This is a genomic window from Xanthomonas sp. 3498, from assembly GCF_014199795.1.
Classification (GTDB): domain Bacteria; phylum Pseudomonadota; class Gammaproteobacteria; order Xanthomonadales; family Xanthomonadaceae; genus Xanthomonas_A; species Xanthomonas_A rydalmerensis.
Genome location: NZ_JACHOH010000007.1, coordinates 136518 through 154223, shown reverse-complemented (window position 1 = coordinate 154223; position 17706 = coordinate 136518). Strand labels below are relative to the sequence as shown.

General features: G+C 70.0%; 10 protein-coding genes. 6 read left to right on the top strand and 4 right to left on the bottom strand.

Going from position 1 to position 17706, the window contains the following annotated elements:
* The first annotated feature begins 95 nt into the window (after positions 1 to 95).
* Complete coding sequence (locus GGR66_RS17975) at positions 96 to 1988, top strand: beta-N-acetylglucosaminidase domain-containing protein (protein ID WP_255421787.1); 1893 nt, start codon at positions 96 to 98, stop codon at positions 1986 to 1988.
* A 182-nt stretch (positions 1989 to 2170) separates the two neighbouring features.
* Entirely contained in the window at positions 2171 to 3568 is a 1398-nt protein-coding gene (locus GGR66_RS17970; protein WP_184449573.1) for an FAD/NAD(P)-binding protein, read from the top strand.
* A 489-nt stretch (positions 3569 to 4057) separates the two neighbouring features.
* Here GGR66_RS17970 and GGR66_RS17965 read toward each other — a convergent pair whose 3' ends face one another.
* The 4 genes from GGR66_RS17965 to GGR66_RS17950 form a co-directional block, all read right to left on the bottom strand.
* Entirely contained in the window at positions 4058 to 4657 is a 600-nt protein-coding gene (locus tag GGR66_RS17965; protein ID WP_184449571.1) for a TlpA disulfide reductase family protein, read from the bottom strand.
* Positions 4654 to 6939 (bottom strand): protein-disulfide reductase DsbD, encoded by a 2286-nt coding sequence (locus GGR66_RS17960; protein WP_184449569.1) that lies wholly within the window; start codon positions 6937 to 6939, stop codon positions 4654 to 4656. The genes GGR66_RS17965 and GGR66_RS17960 overlap by 4 nt, the downstream gene beginning before the upstream one ends.
* A 4-nt stretch (positions 6940 to 6943) precedes the next feature.
* Complete coding sequence (gene cutA / locus GGR66_RS17955; protein ID WP_160966521.1) at positions 6944 to 7276, bottom strand: divalent-cation tolerance protein CutA; 333 nt, start codon at positions 7274 to 7276, stop codon at positions 6944 to 6946.
* 126 nt (positions 7277 to 7402) lie between these two features.
* The gene (locus GGR66_RS17950; RefSeq protein ID WP_184449567.1) at positions 7403 to 9184 is read right to left on the bottom strand and encodes an endonuclease; all 1782 of its coding nucleotides are present in this window, start codon (positions 9182 to 9184) and stop codon (positions 7403 to 7405) included.
* A gap of 281 nt (positions 9185 to 9465) precedes the next feature.
* On the opposite strand from GGR66_RS17950, the gene GGR66_RS17945 reads away from it, so the two are divergent.
* The 4 genes from GGR66_RS17945 (at position 9466) to GGR66_RS17930 (ending at position 17382) form a co-directional block, all read left to right on the top strand.
* Positions 9466 to 9753, top strand: a complete 288-nt coding sequence (locus tag GGR66_RS17945) for a co-chaperone GroES (RefSeq protein ID WP_010340979.1) — start codon at positions 9466 to 9468, stop codon at positions 9751 to 9753.
* Between the two features lie 141 nt (positions 9754 to 9894).
* Entirely contained in the window at positions 9895 to 11541 is a 1647-nt protein-coding gene (groL, locus tag GGR66_RS17940) for a chaperonin GroEL (RefSeq protein WP_184449565.1), read from the top strand.
* A gap of 885 nt (positions 11542 to 12426) precedes the next feature.
* Positions 12427 to 15321 carry a TonB-dependent receptor gene (locus tag GGR66_RS17935; protein WP_255421770.1) on the top strand — a complete coding sequence of 965 codons (2895 nt, stop codon included), beginning with the start codon at positions 12427 to 12429 and terminating at the stop codon, positions 15319 to 15321.
* A gap of 987 nt (positions 15322 to 16308) precedes the next feature.
* Positions 16309 to 17382, top strand: a complete 1074-nt coding sequence (locus GGR66_RS17930) for a 3-deoxy-7-phosphoheptulonate synthase (RefSeq protein WP_160966527.1) — start codon at positions 16309 to 16311, stop codon at positions 17380 to 17382.
* Positions 17383 to 17706 lie beyond the last annotated feature (324 nt).

The window sequence follows — 17706 nt, the reverse complement described above, 5'->3', positions numbered from 1 at the left end:
AAAGACCAATCAGGAGTGGGCGCATGCGAACCGACCGCGCTGGCCGTTGCGGCCTTGGCTACTCCATCCTGGCGCTTGCGCTGCTGGCCGGGGCGATGGCCACCCCCGCAGTCGCAGTGGCGGCGGCGCCGGCGACCCTGCCGGCGGTGTACCCGGCGCCGACCGCCTTGCGCCTGCTCGGGCCGGAACTGCCGCTGGGGTCCTCGGTGGTGCTGGTGCAGGCCGGCACGCCCGACCCGGCCACCGACGCGCTGGTGCGCACGGTGCTGCGCGACGCCGGGGTCTCCCGCATCCGCCGCGCCAGCGCGCTGCCGCGCGACCCGCAAGCGGTGTCGGTGGTGCTCGGCACCGTCGACGCGGCGCCGGTGCGCGACGCGCTGGCCGCCATCGACCTGGACGTGCCCGAGCGCGCGGAAGGCTATGCGCTGGGCAGCATGGCCCGCGGCCGCGGCACGCTGATCGTGCTGGCCGGCCGCGACGGCGCTGGGCTGTACCACGCGGCGCAGACCTTGCGGCAGCTGGTCGCGCACGGGCGCGTCGCCTCGGTGGCGGTGACCGACGCGCCGGCGATGCCGGTGCGCGGCACGATCGAGGGCTTCTACGGCAAGCCGTGGAGCATGGCCGAGCGCGCTGCGCACCTGGCGTTCCTGGCGCGCTTCAAGGCCAACACCTATATCTACAGCCCCAAGGACGACGTGTTCGCGCGCGACCGCTGGCGCGCCCCGTACCCGGCCGCCACGCTGGCGGCGCTGGGCCGGCTGGCCGCGGTCGCCAACCGCGAGCACATCAACTTCGTCTATGCGCTCTCGCCGGGGCCGTCGATCTGCTACAGCGATGCGGCCGACCTGCAGGCGATCCGGCGCAAGTTCGCCGCGCTGCGCGCACGCGGCGTGCGCAGCTTCTACATCGCCTTCGACGACATCGAATACACCGAGTGGAACTGCCCCGGCGACGCCACCGCGTTCGGCGCCGCCAGCGAGCAGGCCGCGGCCACCGCGCAGGCGCAGCTGCTCAACGCGGTGCAGGCGGACATCGCCGCGGCCGGCCACGGCGCGCTGATCATGGTGCCGACCGAGTACTACAACGTCACCGAGTCGCCGTACAAGGCGACGCTGCGGCAGGCGCTGGATCCGCGCGTGGTGGTGCAGTGGACCGGCACCGACGTGGTCCCGGCGTCGATCTCGGTGAGCGATGCGAAGAACGCGACCAAGGCGTTCGGGCGCAAGACGCTGCTGTGGGACAACTATCCGGTCAACGACTTCGCCGAGACCGCCGGGCGCCTGCTGCTGGCGCCGTACGACCGCCGCCAGGCCGGGTTGTCGGCGGAGCTGAGCGGCATCGTCGCCAACCCGATGAACCAGGAAGTGGCCAGTCGGCCGGCGGTGGCCGGGGTGCTGGCCTTCGCCTGGAACGACCGCGGCTACGACGCGCCCCGCACCTGGCGCGCGGCCGCGCGCGACCTGGCCGGCGGCGATGCGCAGGTGGCCGACGCGCTGCTGACCTTCTTCGACACCCAGCACCTGGCCCCGACCTTCGGCCATCTGCCCTGGCAGCCGCAGGCGCCGCGACTCAAGGCGCTGATCGACGCCACCCGCGACGCACTGGCCGACGGCGATCCGGCCGCCCGCGCCGCGGCGCTGGCCGCGCTGGGCCAGGCGGCCGACGACCTGGCGGCGGCACCGCAGCGCATCCGTGCCGGTGCCGCCACCGGCGCGTTCGTGGCCGAGGCGGCGCCATGGCTGGACGCGACCGCGCTGTGGGGCCGCGCGCTGCGCCTGAGCGTGGACGGACTGAACCAGGCGCTGGCTGGCGATCCGGCGGCCGCGCAGGCCTTCGCCACGGCCGGGCAGCTTGCCGCGCAGGCCGCGGCGATCCCTTCCATCCCCGGCGCGACTCGCTTCGGCGGTCCGGTCAAGGTCGCCGATGGCGTGCTGGACAGCTTCGTCGCCGATGCGCCCGGCCTGGTGGAGCGCCCGCCGGCGCGCTAGCGAGACGGGGGCCGTGGCGGATCGGCGGGTCCGCGCGCCGGTGGCCCAGACCTGCTCATGGGCATCGCCCATGTGCTGATGCCCGATCGCCATGCCGCGCAGCGCACGCATTAACCGGCGATTTACACCCGTGCGTCGCATCCGGGGCACAAAGGATGCCCCGAGCGGCCAAGGTGCCAGCCATGCGAATTGCGATCATCGGCGCAGGATTCTGCGGCAACGTGCTGGCCGCGGCGCTGGCCAGGCAGGGCATCGCCAGCCACGTCACCCTGGTCGGCATGGCCGACACCTTCGGCCGCGGCGTCGCCTATGGCGCGGCGCGGCCGGAGCACCTGTTGAACGTGCGCGCCAAGGACCTGGGCGTGGATCCGCAGGATCCGGGCGGGTTCGCCGCGGCGCTGCACCTGGACGCCGCGCAGGGCATGGCGTTCCTGCCGCGGCTGCAGTACGGCCAGTACCTGGAACAGCACCTGGCCGCCGCGCTGGCGGAGTCGGCGACCGAGGTGGTGCCGCTGGCGCAGGAGGCAGTGGCGCTGGAGCGCGATCCGCAGGGCTTCCGCGTGTTCCTGGCCAACGGCGAGGACTTCGCCAGCGACGTGGTGGTGCTGGCGATCGGCGCGCTGCCGCCGGCGGCGTTGCCGGGCATCGGCCCGCGCCTGGCGGTGCACCGGCGCTACATCGGCTGGCCGTGGCAGGACGGCGTGCTCGACACGGTGCCGCCGCAGGCGCGGCTGCTGCTGGTCGGCACCGGCCTGACCATGGCCGACGTGGCCTTGACCCTGCGCCGGCGCGGCCACCGCGGCGCGATCACCGCCTTGTCGCGGCGTGGCCTGGCGCCGCAGGCGCATCTGCCACAGCCGGGCGCGCCGGTGAGCCTGCCGCCCAGCGTCGTGCAGGCGCTGCGCAGCCACGACCTGCGCGGCCTGGTGCGCAGCCTGCGCCAGCTGACCACGGTGGTGGAGGACTGGCGCTGCGTGGTGGATGCGCTGCGTCCGTACCTGCAGCCGTTCTGGAGCGGCCTGGCGCCGGCGGCGCGCGCGCGTTTCCTGCGCCATCTGCGGCCGTACTGGGAAGTGGCGCGGCACCGCCTGGCGCCGGCCGCGGCCACCGCACTGGCGCAGATGCAGCAGCAAGGACAGTTGCGGATCCGCGCCGGGCGCCTGCTGCGTGCGCGCCTGGGCGACGATGCCGTGGAGGCGGTGATCCGCGACCGCGCCGACCGCGGCGCGCGTACCGAACAGTTCGACGTGCTGATCCGCGCCACCGGGCTGGATACCGACGTCGCCCGCACCAGCCATCCGCTGGTCGCGGCGATGCGCGAGGCCGGCCTGCTGCAGGCCGATCCGCTGGGCCTGGGGTTGGCGGTCGATCCGCGGCTGCGGGTGCGCGACGCCGGCGGCCAGCCGGTCGCCGGCCTGTACTGCTTGGGCCCGCTGCTGCGCGGCGGCCTGTGGGAGATCACCGCGGTGCCGGAGCTGCGTACCGCCGCGCAGCGCCTGGCCGAGGAGCTGGCGGCGCTGGCGCAGGCGCGGACTGCCGATGAGGGTGCTAGCGATGCGCGGCAGCGGCAGGCGTTGTAGCGGGCTGATCCAGTGCGGCGTGGAGGTGGTGTGGGCGTCGACCGCCATGCAGCCGCGACGCGCGAAGTGGGGTGCTTTCCGATGGCGCCATGCGTCGGGACTGAAGTCCCTCCCACAGTGCACCCGGCGGGTTCGCCGCAAGCCTCTGGGGGAGCGACTTCGATCGCGACGGGCGTGACCTGGCATCGCGTCGCGACTGCAGGGCAGCCTCCGCATACTTCTGAAAGGCGCGTGTAGGAGCGGCCTAGCCGCGACGAGGCGTTATCGGGACTGCTTCGTCGCGACTGAAGGACACCTTTGATGACTACGCGAGCCCTCCTGTAGGAGCGGCTTCAGCCACGACGGGCTTTCCCGGGAAGGCCCGTCGCGGCTGAAGCCGCTCCTACGAAGGTGGCACGACATGTTCGTTTGAGTCGCGGCAACGTGAGTTATTAGAGGTGCCCTGAAGTCGCTCCCACAAGAGCGCGCACCGGCGGGTGCGGCCATCGGCTAACGCGAGGGCTGCGCGGCGCCGCCCGCCCAGCCCTCGACTTCGCCCGGCGCGAACGGGCCGAGCTTCTGCTTGACGATGCGGCCGTCGGCGTCGATCAGCACGCTGTACGGCAGCAGGCCCTGGGTGTCGCCCAGGCGCACGCTGGCGTCGGCCGGGCCCGGGGTCTCCAGGGCGATCGGGTAGCCGATCGGCACTCGCTGCAGGAAGGCGCGCACGTCCTCGGCGCGGTCCAGGGCGATGCCGAGCACCTGCAGGCCGTCGGCCGGCTGCGCGCGGGCCAGCCGGTCCAGTTCCGGCATTTCGCGCACGCAGGGCTCGCACCAGCTCGCCCACACGTTGACCAGCAGCGGTCGGCCGCGGAACTGCGCCAGGGTCAGTTGGCCGCCGTCGAGCGTGGGCAGGCGCAGCGCCGGGGCGAGGTCGCCCGGGCGCGCTGCGGCAACCGGGGCCGCCGCAGCATGGCCGCTGGCCGTGGCGGAGGACACCGAGGCCACGGCCACAGCCGGCGTCCGCCGTTCCCACCAGTGCGCCGCCGCCACGCCGAGCACCGCCGCCACCGCGGCGACCGCCAGCAGGCGCGCGGTGCCGGGTGTCATCGCGCCGCGCGCAGCAGGGCGTCCTCGACCACCGCCTGGCTCAGCACCGGCGGCAGCACCGTCGGCGGCGCGCCGGGGCCGTAGACCACGTACAGCGGCACGCCCACCGCCTTGTGCTCGGCGAGGAAGGCGCTGATGCGCGGATCCTCGTTGGTCCAGTCGCCCTTCATGTACACCGCGTCCACCCGCTTGATGGTGTCGCGGAACGCATCGCTGTCGAACACGTTGCGCTCGTTGGCCTTGCAGGTGACGCACCAGTCGGCGGTCATGTTGACGAACACCACGCGGTTGTCGGTGCGCAGGCGGTCGAGCATCTGCGGCGAATAGGCCACGGTGTTGCGCTCGACGCTGGCGCCGGGCGGCGGCAGCCGGGTCACGCTCCACGCCGGCACCAGCGCGGCTAGCAGCAGCACGGCGGCCAGGCGCATGCCGGTCTTGTGGTCGCGCCAGCGCGCGCGCTCGAACCACCACAGGCCCAGCGCCAGCAGGGTGGCGCCGACCAGCAGCAGCGCCACCGCGTCCACGCCGCGCTGCTTGCCCAGCACCCACAGCAGCCAGATCGCGCTCAGGTACATCGGGAACGCGAGCACCTGCTTGAGCGTCTCCATCCAGGCGCCGGGCCTGGGCAGGCGCTTGGCCAGCGACGGCACGAAGCCGATCAGCAGGAACGGCAGCGCCAGGCCCAGGCCCAGGGTCAGGAACACCAGCATCGCCATCGCCGGCGGTGCGGTCAGCGCATAGCCCAGGGCCGGGCCCATGAACGGGCCGATGCAGGCGCTGGAGACCACGCAGGCCAGCACGCCGGTGAAGAAGTCGCCGACCGGGCCGCTGCGCGTGGACAGCGACTGGCCGACGCCGCCGAGGTTGGCGCTGAGGGTGAACACGCCCGACAGGCTCAGCCCGACCACGAACATCAGATACACCAGCACCGCGACGAAGCCCGGGCGCTGCAACTGGAAGCCCCACAGCAGGCGCGCGGCCACGGCGATGCCGCCGACCACGGCGAAGGAGACGAGCACGCCCAGCGTGTACCACAGCGCATGGCTGCGGGCACGGCCGCGGCTCTCGCCGCTCTGCGCCAGGCCCAGCACCTTCAGCGACAGGATCGGCAGCACGCACGGCAGCAGGTTCAGCAGCAGGCCGCCGCCGAGCGCCAGCAGAAGGATCCACAGCAGGTTCTGCGTGGCCGGCGGCGGTGCGGCGCTGCGCGCGGCGTTGTGCGCCGAGGCGTCCGGCGTCGCCGGCAGGGCGTTGGCGGCCGTGGCGGCGGCCGCGTCGTTGGCGTCGGCCTGGCGGCTGTCCAGCGGCGTCACCAGCAGCGGGCTGACCTCGGCCTGGTCGGCGGGCGTGACGCTGCCCTTGGGCAGCGCCAGCTTCACCCGCCGGGTCATCGGCGGGTAGCAGATGCCGTCGGTCTGGCAGCCCTGGAAGGTCGCCACCAGGGTCGCGGCGGTGGCGTCGGCGCGCTGGCGCTGCAGCGGCACGGTGACCTCGGTCTGGTCGAAGTACACCACCACGTTGCCGAAGTGCTCGTCCTGGTGCGAGCTGCCCTGCGGCCAGCGCGGCATGCCGGTACGGATGCCGGGCGCGCCTTCCAGCGCCAGCGCGGTGCGGTCGCGATACAGGTAATAGCCGGGTGCCGGGGTGAAGCGCAGCAGCAGCGTATTGCCATCGCCGACGATGGCTTCGAAGTGGAAAGCCTGGTCCGAGGGCAGCGGCAGGCCCTGCACCGCGCCGGCGCCGGCGCCGAACAGCGGCTTGGCGCCAGTGCTCGCGCCCAGGCCATTGCCCGGCAGCCCGCCCATCGCGGCCGGCGGCGCCGGCGTGGGATCGGCAGCGGCGGTGGCGGCCGGCAGGGTCACCTCGAGCAGGCGTTTCTGCGGCGGGTAGCACACGCCGGCATCGGCGCAGCCCTGGTAGCGCACCTCCAACTGCACGCGGTCGGTGCCGGGGTCGGCGATGCCGCTCTGCACCGCGTTCAACGCGTCGCGGTAGGTCTCCACCTCGCCGAAGTACGGGTCGGTCTTCTTGTGGCCGGCCGGCAGCTGCAGGGTCGGGTTGGGCTTGAAGCCGCCGATCACCTTGACCGCGATGCGGTGCCGGTACAGGTAATAGCCCTTGGCGATGTCCCAATGCAGCGCGATGCGGCCGCGCTCGGGCGCCTGCGCGCTCAGCGCGAAGGCCTGGTCCACCGGCAGCAAGTCCTTTTCGCTGATCGCCAGGGCGGGGAAGGCGGCCACGGCCAGCAGGCACAGGGCGGCGAGGCGGTGCAGCAGGGTCATCGGCTTACGGTTCCTCACGGGTTTCGGCATGCACCCATTGCAGGTAGGCCGGCAGGCCGCCGGCGACCTCGAGTTCGACCAGTTCGGGGACCTCGTAGGGGTGCAACGCGCACAGCCGCTGCCGCAACGCGGGCAGCCGGTCGGCGGCGGTCTTGATCAGCAGCAGCACTTCCTCGCCTTGCTCCACCTCGCCTTGCCAGCGGTAGGTGGACTGCACGCCGGGCAGGCGGCTGACGCAGGCGGCCAGGCGTTCGTCGACCAGCGCCTGGGCGATCCGCGCGGCGCTGGCCGGATCGGGGCAGGTGCTGAGCAGCAAGCGGAGGGCGGGCGCGGACATGCGGCCGACAGTATAGGGATGCCGGCCCGCTTTGGCGGCGCCCGGCCGTGGCCGGCCGCCGCGAATCCCCAATCCCGAATCCCAAATCCCCGCCCGCTGCAAATGCAGCGGGCGAGGCAACACGGCTCAGTTGAGCAACTGGCAGCTGGCCGGCTTGGCCGAGGTGAACAGCGACGAGGTCGCCCACTCCGGGTGGTCGATGAACGGATTGCGGTTGCCCTGGAAGCTGTAGATCACCTCGTTGCGGGCGCGCTCGGCATCGTCCGGCGGATCCTGCTGGCTCCACGCGATCAGGGTCGACAGCAGGCCCATGTAGGCCGGCGAGGACGAGGTCTTGACGATCTTGCTGCGGTCGTCGGTCAGCTCCAGGTCCGGCTCGGACTGCCCGGTCTTGGCATCGGTCCCGCCTTCATAGCGGATCGCCATGTACATCACCGCACGTGCCATGTCGCCCTTGCGGTGGTCCCACACCTCGAAGGTGCCGCCGTTGCCGTCCGGGGTGCGCACCCAGTTGGAATTGCCCGGGTAGCGGCCGCTGCCGCCGCCGAAGCCGGCGTTGGCCTCGGTGGCGCGCTCGCCGCAGTTGCTGTCGCACTTGGCATAGGGCTTGTTGCCGCGGTCGGCGTTCCAGGTGGCGTCGGTCAGGTACAGCATGTGGGTGTCGGTGTACGGCGCGTAGGGCAGGCCCTTGTCGCCGGTGGAAGTGCCGAAGCCCAGCGAGTTCGGCCAGCTGTGCTCGCGGTTGTACTTCAGGCCGCTGCCGCTGCCGGCGCGGTCGGTGCCCTTGGCGTAGCTGCGGTTGCGGTAGGCGTCGAGCACGCGCTGGCTGTTGTTCGGATCCTCGTCGGCGATCTCCAGGATGGCCCAGGTGTCGGTGCCGGAGCTGCTGCTGTACGGATAGGCGGTGTGGCCCTTGATCGTCTCGTGCAGCGAGCAGCGCAGCTGGCTGGGGCTGGAGGTGTTAACCCGCGAATAATAGGTGCCGGCACCGCTGCCGCCGCCGCCGCCGGACCCGTTGGCGACGTTGAACGCGACGCTGCGGTCCTGCGCCGGATGCGCGCCGTCGGCATCGCTCACGCGTGCGGCGACGATGCTCAGGGTGCAGCTCTCGCCGGCCTTCAGCGCGGTGTTGGTGGACAGCGCGAATTGGGTGCCGCTGCCGGGGTAGGTCAGCGCCACGCTGCCGGACTGCTGGCAGCTCAGGCCGAACGCGCCGCTGGCCAGGCTCACCGCTTCGCTGAAGGTCACCGCCAGGTCGCCGGCGGCGGGGAAGTCGGTGGCGCCCTGGGTCGGGGTGGTGGCGGTCACCGTCGGCGCGGCGTTGCCGCCGCCGCCGCCGGCGAAGGTCTGGCCGTTGTTACAGGCGCCGAAGGTGCTGGTGGCGCTGTCCGTCCAGCTGAAGTCGGCTGCGGCGCTGCCGTTGCCGCGCAGCTGCAGCGAGGTGCCGGCCGGGGTGCTGTTGCTCTCGCTGACCGGCAGGTTCTGGCTGGTCATGCCCGCGGCAGGGCCGCCGCCGCCGGTGATGCTGCCTTCGTAGCTGAGGAACTGCACCACCTTGCCGTTGCCGTCGACCAGCGCCAGGCCGTCGTTGGGCCCGTTCTGGATGCCGTTGCTGGCATAGCCGACGGTGGCGATGCGCACCTGCCCGCCGCAGCTGACCAGGTTGCCGGCCGGCACCGCGCTGTTGGCGTAGACGGTGGCCGAGCCGGGGTTGCTGCCGTTGTACAGGTAGACGCGGTAGCCGCTCAGGCTCTCCCCGGCGGTGGCGACGATCTCCACGCCCTCGCCGGTGTCGCCGGCGGCGGTGGCATCGTCGTAATGCAATTCATTGATGAATACGGCGGCCTGGGCCGGCCCGACAAGGGCGAGCAGGCAGGCCAGCGGCAGCGCAACGGCGGATGGCTTCATCGACAACTCCTTTTGGTGACGGATCCCCCCCCTGGGTCCGCGGCCAGCCTAGCCTGCCTCTGTGACAATGTGACGGGCTTCGGTCACTGCTTGGCACCGAATGCACGTTGCCGGCAAAAATTTTTTGCCTCCAGCCCTTGAAAGGGCCTGCCACGGCACTACATCAGGCGCATCCCGGCGTTACCGGGTTTTTTCGCGAGCGTTGCTAGCAGTCGTCATGGGCGAGTGCTAATATCGCCGGCCTTTCCTAGACCAATCAATCACTTAAGAGGTCTCACTCAATGAGCATCAAGCCGCTTCACGACCGCGTCGTAGTCAAGCCGATCGAAGCCGACGAAATCTCCGCCGGCGGCATCGTGATCCCGGATTCGGCCAAGGAAAAGTCCACCAAGGGCGAAGTCGTGGCCGTCGGCGCCGGCAAGCCGCTGGACAACGGCAGCGTGCGCGCCCCGGCGCTCAAGGTCGGCGACAAGGTCATCTACGGCCAGTACGCCGGTTCCAGCTACAAGGCCGAAGGCGTCGAGTACAAGGTGCTGCGCGAAGACGACGTCCTGGCGATCGTCGGCTAAGAAGCGCCGCCGATCGCGGGATTCGGGAGTCGAGATTCGGGATTGGCAAGGCGCTCGGCGCCGCGCGACCCAGGATCTCAGACACGAATCCCCGCTCTAGCGAATCCCTAATCCCCAATCACGAATCCCGGAGCAATACACATGGCTGCCAAAGATATCCGTTTCGGTGAAGACGCTCGTTCGCGCATGGTGCGCGGCGTCAACATCCTCGCCAATGCCGTCAAGGCCACCCTGGGCCCGAAGGGCCGCAACGTCGTGCTCGAGAAGAGCTTCGGCGCCCCGACCATCACCAAGGACGGCGTCTCCGTCGCCAAGGAAATCGAACTGGCCGACAAGTTCGAGAACATGGGCGCGCAGATGGTGAAGGAAGTCGCGTCCAAGACCTCCGACAACGCCGGCGACGGCACCACCACCGCCACCGTGCTGGCGCAGGCGCTGATCCGCGAAGGTTCCAAGGCGGTCGCCGCCGGCATGAACCCGATGGACCTCAAGCGCGGCATCGACAAGGCCGTCGTGGCCGCCGTGGCCGAGCTGAAGAAGATCAGCAAGCCCACCGCCGACGACAAGGCCATCGCCCAGGTCGGCACCATCTCGGCCAACTCCGACGAGTCGATCGGCAACATCATCGCCGACGCGATGAAGAAGGTCGGCAAGGAAGGCGTGATCACGGTCGAGGAAGGTTCGGGCCTGGACAACGAGCTGGACGTGGTCGAGGGCATGCAGTTCGACCGCGGCTACCTGTCGCCGTACTTCATCAACAACCAGCAGAGCCAGCAGGCCGACCTGGACGACCCGTTCATCCTGCTGCACGACAAGAAGATCTCCAACGTGCGTGACCTGCTGCCGGTGCTGGAAGGCGTGGCCAAGGCCGGCAAGCCGCTGCTGATCGTCGCCGAGGAAGTGGAAGGCGAGGCGCTGGCGACCCTGGTGGTCAACACCATCCGCGGCATCGTCAAGGTCGTGGCGGTCAAGGCCCCGGGCTTCGGCGACCGTCGCAAGGCGATGCTGGAAGACATGGCCGTGCTGACCGGCGGCACCGTGATCTCCGAGGAAGTGGGCCTGGCGCTGGAGAAGGCGACCATCAAGGACCTGGGCCGCGCCAAGAAGGTGCAGGTCTCCAAGGAGAACACCACCATCATCGACGGCGCCGGCGACACCACGGCGATCGAGTCGCGCATCAAGCAGATCAAGGCGCAGATCGAGGAGACCTCCTCGGACTACGACCGCGAGAAGCTGCAGGAGCGCGTGGCCAAGCTGGCCGGCGGCGTGGCGGTGATCAAGGTCGGTGCCTCGACCGAGATCGAGATGAAGGAAAAGAAGGCGCGCGTCGAAGACGCCCTGCACGCGACCCGTGCGGCGGTGGAAGAAGGCGTGGTCCCGGGCGGCGGCGTGGCCCTGGTGCGCGCGCTGACCGCGATCGGCGAGCTGAAGGGCGCCAATGAAGATCAGACCCACGGCATCCAGATCGCGCTGCGCGCGATGGAAGCGCCGCTGCGCGAGATCGTCACCAACGCCGGCGAAGAGCCGTCCGTGATCCTCAACAAGGTCAAGGAAGGCAGCGGCAACTTCGGCTACAACGCCGCCAACGGCGAGTTCGGCGACATGGTCGAGTTCGGCATCCTGGATCCGACCAAGGTGACCCGTTCGGCGCTGCAGAACGCCGCTTCGATCGCCGGCCTGATGATCACCACCGAAGCGATGGTGGCCGAGGCCCCGAAGAAGGAAGAGCCGGCCGCCCCGGGCGGCATGGGTGGCGGCATGGGCGGCATGGGCGGCATGGATTTCTGATCCAGCCGGCTTCGGCCGACCTGTTCCACGCAGTCGAAAGGAGCCCCGCAGCGATGCGGGGCTCTTTTTTTGTGGGTCGTCATGGCGGCATGCCGATGCGCGCGTCCGCGCGTTCGTGCGCCCTGGTCAACGACGCGGTGCATCCGCTGGCCGTGCCGCGGCAGAACCTGCTTGGCGAGCGTCTGTAGAGCACTTTGGCAGAGGCGGGAAGCAGTGTTGTAGGAGCGGCTTCAGCCGACGGGCATTACCGGTAACGCCGCGTCGCGGCTGAAGCCGCTCCTGCGAGGACAGCGGCGTGTCCGCTAGCCGCAGCAAAAAGTGCGTCATTGGAAGAAGCTGCCTGCAGCTGCGCTCGTGCGATCTCCCCGACCGAGGCGCGGCACAGGCGTGCCGGGCGACAGTGCCGGATGGGAGGGACGAGATGCGGGCGTCGCGCCATGCACCCCAGGCACTGCGAGACGCTGCGCGCCGAACCCTCACCCCAACCCCTCTCCCGACGGGAGAGGGGCACGCGATCGCGATGCGGGAGCAGCACGTCGTCGCTCACCAGCGTTTCGGCCAGTGCTGCTGCTGTGACCGCCTACGATGGCGATACGGCGAGAATCGACGCGCTGCGCGGTGAATCGCGCACAACGCGCAATCGTCTACATGCGCGGGGTGGCCGCGTGTTGACAGGGTTTTCGGCGGCATGCAGGTTAGGACGTACGGGCGCCCAGGGGGATCTGCACGCCCGCATGTTCGTCTTCTTCTGTGCGCCGCGGCCGGCGCAAAGTGGCGCGTGCCTGCGGCATGCGGCGTGGCATGGCCGTGGGCGCGGCGCAGCGAAGGGGACACCGCACGTCGTGCGCGCACGGCGCTGCTCCCATCCGCCGCCGGGGACATTGCATGCCACTTCGCCCATTCACCACCCTCGCGTTCGGCATCGTGCTGGCGCTGCACGGCGCGCCTGATGCTCGCGCGCAAAGCGAGGCCACCGACACCACCTCTTCCAAGGCCACCGCCACCGACCTGGGCCAGGTCGTGGTCACCGGTTCGCGGATCAAGCGCTCGGACGTGGAGGGCGCCGAGCCGGTGCTGACGATCAGCGCGCAGCAGATCCAGCAGGAAGGCTTCCTCACCGTCTACGACGTGCTCAGCACGCTCAACCAGCAGGGTAGCGTCGAGGCCGACACCAAGTACGGCTCGCACACGCCCAACGCCTCGCCGGTGAGCCTGCGCGACCTCGGTCCCGGGCGCACCCTGCTGCTGGTCAATGGCCATCGCGTCGCCGACTACCCGCAGCCCTACGCCGGCGAAAGCAACTTCGCCAACTACGCCAACATCCCCTCCGCGGCGGTGGAGCGCATCGAGATCCTCACCGGCGGCGCCTCGGCGATCTACGGCTCGGATGCGGTTGCCGGCGTCATCAACGTGATCCTCAAGCAGGGCTACGAAGGCAACCAGGTGCGCCTGCGCGGCGGCACCGCCACCGCCGGCGGACGCGACGTGGTCGACCTGTCCTGGGTCGGCGGGCATAGCGGCGACAAGTGGAACCTGACCTACGCGCTGCAGTGGACCCGGCGCGACCCGCTCTCGGTCGGCGAGCGGCCGAAGATGGACGACCAGGACGACGAGTCCTACAGCAACTGGACCGCGCAGGCGCGCAAGTACGGCTTCAATCCTTCCACCGGGCTGAGCCTGGTCGATGCCGGCGACAACACGCGCCTGGCGCCGCCCGCCGGCACCTGCGCGCGCTTCGGCGGCCAGTTCGTCGATGCGCAGCGGCTGAGCTACGACTACAACAGCGACACCGTGCGCAACCTCGGCGGCTACTGCGGCATGGCCCACGACTACGCCGACTGGCTGGCCGCCAGCGGTGGCGACAGCGGCTCGGCCTATCTGTACGGCACCTTCGACTTCGACAACGGCGTGCAGGCCTGGAGCACGCTGTCCACGACCAAGAGCCTCGGCTACTGGACTTACGACCCGCCCTACGTCTACCTCGGCCCGTTCCACGACACCGGCAGCGACCGCGACCTGTATGCGATTCGGCAACTGACCCGCTTCGAATCCGGCGGCTGGAAGAACCTGGCCAACACCACCAAGGAACTGTCCTGGGACCTGAGCGCCGGCCTCAAGGGCCGCCTCGCCGACCGCTTCGACTGGGAAGTGGCGGTGGGCCGTGCGCGCTACACCGTCGACGAGTACGTGCGCACCGTGGACACGCAGAAGGCCACCGCCTACTTCCTCGGCCCGCAGCTGGGCAGCACCGCCAGCGGCATCCCGATCTACGATCTGAACGAAGCGCGCTGGTACCAGCCGCTGACCGGCGCGCAGTACGACGACCTGGCGGTGAAGGCGCACAATCGCGCCGATTCCTGGGTCAACCAGGCCAGCGCCAACATCACCGGCGAACTGCTGCAGGGCTGGGCCGGGCCGATCAAGTTCGCCGCGGTCGGCGAAGTGGCCAAGCAGGGCTATCGGCTGGCGCCCGATCCCTGTGCCAACACCTGCTATCCGCTGGACGTGGTCGACTACGGCGGCGGCGAGCGCCTGCGCTACTCCGGCGGCATCGAGTTCGACGTGCCGCTGCTGTCCTCGGTCAATGCCAGCCTGGCCGCGCGCCACGACCGCTACGGCGACTACCGCGCCTACGGCAGCGACCTCGGCGCGGCCATCGGCACGCAGCGCGACACCACCTGGAGCGCCGGCCTGGAATGGCGGCCGCTGAGCACGCTGCTGCTGCGCGGCAGCGTCGCCACCAGTTTCCGCGCCCCGGACATGCACTACGTGCTCGGCGAACCCAGTTCGACCCAGCAGACCGTGATCGACCAGTACCGCTGCATCCAGAAGGGCTACTACCTCACCGGTGGCTGCAGCGCCGAGAACAGCGACGTGTTCTACCTGATGCAGGTCAACCGCCGCGGCACCCCGGACCTGGAATCGGAGCACGGCCGCTCGCTCACCGCCGGCTTCGTCTGGGACATCGCCGAGGGCCTGTCGCTGACCGCGGACTACTACCGGATCCGCCTGCAGGACATGATCAAGGACCTCAACCGCGACGAGGTGCTCAGCGCCGAAGCCGGCTGCCGCACCGGCCTGACCACCGCCGGTGGCGTGTGGGTCAATCCCGGCGGCGCCGAATACTGCGCGCGCATCCTTTCGCGCGTGTCGCGCGACGCCGCCGGCCGCGTCACCGGCATCGAGCAAGGGCCGATCAACATCGCGCAGATGCACGTGTCCGGCGTCGATGCCTCGCTGAAGTACCGCCTGAACACCGCGCGCTGGGGCAACTTCAGTTTCGCCCTGGATTACAACAACCTGATCGGCTACCACGAGCAGACCTACCGCACCGACGACGACAAGAACCTGCGCGACCAGAAGATCCGCAGCAAGCTGCGCGGCAGCGTGCACTGGGAGAACGGCGGTCCGCTGGACCTGACCGTCTACGTCAAGCGCTTCGGCTCCACCCAGGCGGTGAACTGGGGCACCTGCACCCGCTTCGACGACGGCTACCAGCCCAGCCCTTCCGACGCCTGCCGCGTCACCGACAGCGGCAACCGCCATTTCGGCGAGAGCACCACGCGCTACTTCGGCCGCGTCGGCCCGGCGCTGTACTGGAACCTCACCGCCGGCTACCGCATCGCCCCGAAGATGAAGATCAATCTGTACGTCAACAACGTGCTCGACACCGTCGGCTACGACAACAAGGAGCGCTACTACGGCTACCAGTTCTACAACACCACCCTCTACGACGCGATCGGCCGCGAGGTGGCGGCGGAATATGTGTTGGATTTCTGAAAAGCCGGGATTGGGGATTGGGGATTCGGGATGGGGCTTGGTCAGCGTTGAAGCCGATCCGATGCATGCGCAACATGCGGCAAGGAAAGCGCGCTACTAGCCCCTCTCCCATCGGGAGAGGGGTCGGGGTGAGGGTCCGGAGCGCGCAGCGCCGCGCAAGAACCCAGAGGCGTGCGCTTGTGGAGATGGATCGCTTGCTGCCGCATCCTCATCCGCCCCTGCGGGGCACCTTCTCCCGGCGGGAGAAGGGAAGCGCGTTAGCCCCTCTCCCATCGGGAGAAGGGTTGGGGTGAGGGTCCGGAGCGCGCAGCGCCGCGCAAGAACCCAGAGGCGTGCGCTTGTGGAGATGGATCGCTAGCTCCCGCACCCTCATCCGCCCCTGCGGGGCACCTTCTCCCGGTGGGAGAAGGGAAGCGCGTTAGCCCCTCTCCCACCGGGAGAGGGGTTGGGGTGAGGGTCCGGAGCGCGCAGCGCCGCGCAAGAACCCAGAGGCGTGCGCTTGTGGAGATGGATCGCTTGCTGCCGCACCCTCATCCGCCCCTTCGGGGCACCTTCTCCCGGTGGGAGAAGGGAAGCGCGTTAGCCCCTCTCCCGTCGGGAGAGGGGTTGGGGTGAGGGTCCGGAGCGCGCAGCGCCACGCAAGAACGCATGAATCAACCGCTCCTATTCGATGACGGCGACCTCATAGCCTTCCCGCCGCGTTGACCCGCTTTTTCCAATCCCGAATCCCCACTCCCCAATCCCACGTTCGTTGCATCAGCAACTGTGGCGCTGCCGCAAACCCTGTGCTATCACTACGTCCCATGAACGCTTCCTGCCGCAGCTTTTATTTTTGGTACTACGGTTTTCCGATGCCGCTGGCGGAGGAAGGATCGCGTTCACCCTGAAGGCAACTTCAGCCGCAATCCCGAAAGCCGCCAGCGAACCTGGCGGCTTTTTTCATGCCGCCGGATCTGGCCCCCCACAGCCCCCCGACGAGACATGCACATGGCCCCCCACACCGACGATCTGCGCATCCGCAAGATCGAACCGCTGACCCCGCCCTCCCAGTTGCTGGCGCTGCTGCCCTGCGACGAGGAGGCCTCGCAGACCGTCGCCGCCTCGCGCGCGGCGCTGCACGAGATCCTGCACGGCCGCGACGACCGCCTGGCAGTGGTGATCGGCCCCTGCTCGATCCACGACCCGGTCGCGGCGATGGAGTACGCGCAACGCCTGCGCCCGCTGCGCGACACCTACGGCGATGCGCTGGAGATCGTGATGCGCGTGTACTTCGAGAAGCCGCGCACCACGGTCGGCTGGAAGGGCCTGATCAACGATCCCAATCTCGACGGCAGCTTCGACATCAACAAGGGCCTGCGCCTGGCGCGCGGCCTGCTGCGCGACATCAACCGCCTCGGCCTGCCGGCCGGTGTGGAATTCCTCGACATCATCTCGCCGCAGTACATCGCCGACCTGGTGGCCTGGGGGGCGATCGGCGCGCGCACCACTGAGAGCCAGGTGCACCGCGAGATGGCCTCGGGCCTGTCGTGCCCGGTGGGGTTCAAGAACGGCACCAGCGGCGACGTCAAGATCGCCGTCGATGCCGTCGGCGCGGCCTCGCATCCGCACCATTTCCTGGCGGTGACCAAGGACGGGCAGACCGCGGTGGCGGCCACTGCCGGCAACCCCGACTGCCACGTGATCCTGCGCGGCGGCACCCAGCCCAACTACGACGCCGACAGCGTCGCTGCGGCGGCGCAGGTGCTGGAGAAGGCGGGCCTGCCGGCGCGGCTGATGGTCGACGCCAGCCACGCCAACAGTGGCAAGAACCCGGACAACCAGCCCAAGGTGATCGAGGACATCGCACGCCAGCTCGAGGCCGGGCAGACCCGCATCGTCGGCGCGATGATCGAGAGCCACCTGCACGGCGGCCGCCAGGATCTGGTGGCGGGCCAGCCGCTGGTCTACGGGCAGAGCATCACCGATGGCTGCATCGACTGGGACCATTCCGTGCAGGTGCTGGAGCGGCTGGCGCAGGCGGTGCGCGCGCGGCGCCAGGCGCGGGTGGCGCAGGCAGCCTGAGGACGATGGTGCGGGAAGCGCACGCAGCCAGACCGGCTGCGTGCGTGGAGGGCGAGAATCGCCCGAAGAGGGGCCGGCCGCGCCGCCGAATGCGAAGGGAGAGAGCTTCGGTGTCGACGGCTGCGTACCGGTGATGACGTTATCCGCCCGTCCGGTGGCTGCGGTATGCCGCCGTGTGGCAGCGGCTGGCAAGGTGTTCGCAGCGCGTTAAAGCCTGTTGTCGCCGATTCAGCGCGGGCGCGAGGAGCGGCACGACAGCACATGCTTTCGTCGGGTAGTGATGAAGCTTGGGAACGCAGCAGGGATCGTCTGCCAGACTCGCCA